Source organism: Candidatus Frankia nodulisporulans (genome assembly GCF_902806475.1).
Classification (GTDB): domain Bacteria; phylum Actinomycetota; class Actinomycetes; order Frankiales; family Frankiaceae; genus Frankia; species Frankia umida.
Genome location: NZ_CADCWS010000389.1, coordinates 1 through 2,691 on the forward strand (window position 1 = coordinate 1; position 2,691 = coordinate 2,691).

A 2,691-nucleotide genomic window follows, 5' to 3' on the forward strand; every position below is an offset into this window, starting at 1 on the left:
GAGTCAGATCGACGAAGCGGACGAACTGCTGACGAATGACCCGTTGGCGTTGCTGATCGGGATGGTGCTGGACCAGCTGGTTTCGGAACCATGGAGTGGGGACGTCCGAGACTGGGGGACGGCCGGGTGAGGCTCTAGTCGCCGTCTGGCGGTATGACCCCGTCATCGGCGGCGAGCCGGCAGGATGTCAGAAATCCAAACATGCCCGTACCGTCCTTGCGTCGGAAGAAGTCCACCATCTCGGTGTTGAATTCCTGCCGGCGTGCGGCCGGGACACTGATGGCATCCATCCCGTGGGACATAAGATGGCCATTCATCAGGTAGCGGGCAGTGCGCTTGTTGCCGTCGTAGTAGAACTGCTGAAGTGAGCCGAAGAGAAAATAGGCAATCGCCTGCTCGAACTCGGCGTTGATCTCGGCGGACAGGAATTCCAGCCCCCGCGAGAGGACGCGCCGCAGGTTCTCGCCGCCGCGCTCGGTAGCGGGCGGCAGGTAGCGACCATGCTGTCCGAGGCTGACGCCGGGGGTGAGCGTCTCCTTGCCCTCGCCGCGGAAGTGGCCTGACTCCAGTGCCTCGTCCCGAGCGAGCAGAAGCTGTAGCCTGTCGGAGATCTTTTTGGAGAGCCGGAACTCGCCCGTCCTGACGAGTTGGGCGAGTTCGTTCGCTGCCTCGGCGAGGTTAAGGATCTGCCTCTCGTCGCTGATCTTCCGCCCGCCAACGGTGATCCCGTCCAGGAGCGTCTGGACCTCGGGGTAGGTGAACGGGTTGCCCTCGAGCACCGCGGCGTCCCACACGTACTCCGGCAGCGACTGGTGAAACCGCCAGACGGCGCGCTCGACGGAGAACCGTGGAATGTCCCGCCGTACGGCGGACTGGTCCCAGGTGAACCCCATCGCATCCAGCATCGCCTCGAGCGTCGCCATGAGCGCACCTCCTCGGGGTCGCGCGCGACCGGCACGTGCCGCCAGCCATGTCTGTGATCCAAACGATACGGGGACTTCGGCATGTCAGGTCGGGGACGGTACCGGCAGATCGCGTGTTCGACCGACTTGTTGATCAAGTGATGCGTGCGGGCTCCCCGCCCGGACTGGCTGCGCAGGCGGCGCGTGCGAGAGCCGCGATAGCCGGTGACGTGCTGTGGGCGGGCCAGGCGAGCAGCGTCGCGCCCGTCGACATCCGCCTGTCAGCGTGACACCGGCGCTGCCCAGAGTCAGATGGCGCGCGACGATGCCGCCACGGCGACCTTCGCGGCACTCGACACGCGCGCAACCAGGCAGCCCTTGAGCAGGCTGGCGGCGTCCCTGAGACGGACCTGCCTTCGTTCGATGCACTGACCACGGACGAGCAGCCGCTCGTCCACCGGGTCCTGAACAGCGCGCTTGGATCGGACGCCGCGAGTGTCGCATGATCGCGTGTACTGTCGTCTATGACGCCGGGATGCTCGTGGCGCTCCTGCGAGACAGCTCGGCGGCGCGGCTGCTGTCCGGTGACAGACATCTCGGCCCGCCCGCGGGCCGTGACCAGCGCGGGCCTACTTCGATGGCAAAGTTCTTGGGCTGCCATTCCGACAGAGGCTCGCAATACACGTCCATCCGCTACACCGACCGGCTCGTCGAGGCAGGAGCGAAACCCTCGGTCGGCAGCGTCGGCAATTCCTACGACAACGCACTCGCCGAATCCGTGAACGGACTATACAAGACCGAGCTCATCCACCGCAAAGGACCCTGGCGAACCGCGGACGACGTCGAGCTCGCGACGTTCGAGTGGGTCGACTGGTACAACAACCGCCGCATCCACAGCAGCTGCCAGAACATGCCACCCGCCGACTTTGAAGCGCTCTTCTATCTGCAAGACGAAGCTGATATAGTAGCCGAAGCGTAACCATCCTGGTCTCCAAGGAACCCGGAACGGTTCAGATGCGGATGTCCGATCTAGGTGTTCCGGTGCTCAACCAGCCACGGCTTGCGAGCAGAGGTCACCTGGAGGGACGACTGGTGATGCCGTCCAGGATGGTGGTCAGGTTGCGATCGAAATTTTCCCCGGCGTCGAGGTGGGCGCCGTCGATGACGAGCCGGGCGATGGTGGGGTACTTGCCGGTTTCCAGCTGACGGGTCAGGTAGGGGCCGAGGCTGGCCTGCCAGGCGGCCTCGTCGGTGCCGGTGGAACGGGCGGTGCGCCGCTCGGTGACCTCTCTGCGCAGCGCTCCGATGATGAAGGCGCTAAGGGTTCCCGCGGCCCGCTGCAGGTCGGCGACATCGCGCACGCCCGGGGCCTGGCTGAGCGCCGCCGCGGTCGATTCACCCACGGCGAGCGCGTTCGGACCCAAGTGTGGCCTACCACCGAGTAGGTCGGAAAACCACTCGTGTTCAAGGGCGGCGACCCGGGTCATGTGGGCGATGGCCATGACCGTGGCACGCCAATCGGACTGCCGGCCGGCCTCGGCGATCCGGGCATAGACAGCGTCGACCATCAGATCGAGCAGCTCGGATCTGTTGACCACGTAATCGTAGAGCCGCATCGGACCGACGCCGAGCTCTTTGGCGATCTTGCGGATCGACAGTCCATCGAGGCCGTACTCATCAGCCACCCGGATCGCCGTAGCGGCGATCTTCTCGCGGTTCAACGGCACCGGCGCCGCCCGCGCGCGCGGTTCGGGCCGCTCCCAGACGGGTTCCCTCTCGTTAAGGTACG

At 65.6% G+C, this 2,691-nt stretch carries 3 protein-coding genes and 2 pseudogenes; 2 read left to right on the forward strand and 3 right to left on the reverse strand.

The window, feature by feature from the left end; all coding sequences use genetic code 11:
* Positions 1–82: pseudogene (locus G6R24_RS23835) on the forward strand (HhH-GPD-type base excision DNA repair protein); the annotation flags it as partial.
* A gap of 52 nt (positions 83–134) precedes the next feature.
* On the opposite strand, the gene G6R24_RS20060 reads toward G6R24_RS23835, so the two are convergent.
* On the reverse strand, positions 135–923 hold the full coding sequence (locus G6R24_RS20060) for a Fic family protein (protein WP_163550704.1): 789 nt from the start codon (positions 921–923) through the stop codon (positions 135–137).
* A 287-nt stretch (positions 924–1,210) separates the two neighbouring features.
* Positions 1,211–1,360: a hypothetical protein gene (locus tag G6R24_RS21745; RefSeq protein WP_175084864.1), complete on the reverse strand. Its 150-nt coding sequence runs from the start codon at positions 1,358–1,360 to the stop codon at positions 1,211–1,213.
* 200 nt (positions 1,361–1,560) lie between these two features.
* On the opposite strand from G6R24_RS21745, the pseudogene G6R24_RS20070 reads away from it, so the two are divergent.
* Positions 1,561–1,881: pseudogene (locus G6R24_RS20070) on the forward strand (integrase core domain-containing protein); the annotation flags it as partial.
* A 94-nt stretch (positions 1,882–1,975) separates the two neighbouring features.
* Here G6R24_RS20070 and G6R24_RS20075 read toward each other — a convergent pair.
* On the reverse strand, positions 1,976–2,691 hold a 716-nt coding region (locus G6R24_RS20075), incomplete at its 5' end, for a TetR/AcrR family transcriptional regulator (protein ID WP_225438842.1).

Excerpts from the sequence above, each read along its gene's own strand:
- G6R24_RS20060 (WP_163550704.1), bottom strand. The coding sequence starts at position 923 with ATGGCGACGCTCGAGGCGATGCTGGATGCGATGGGGTTCACCTGGGAC.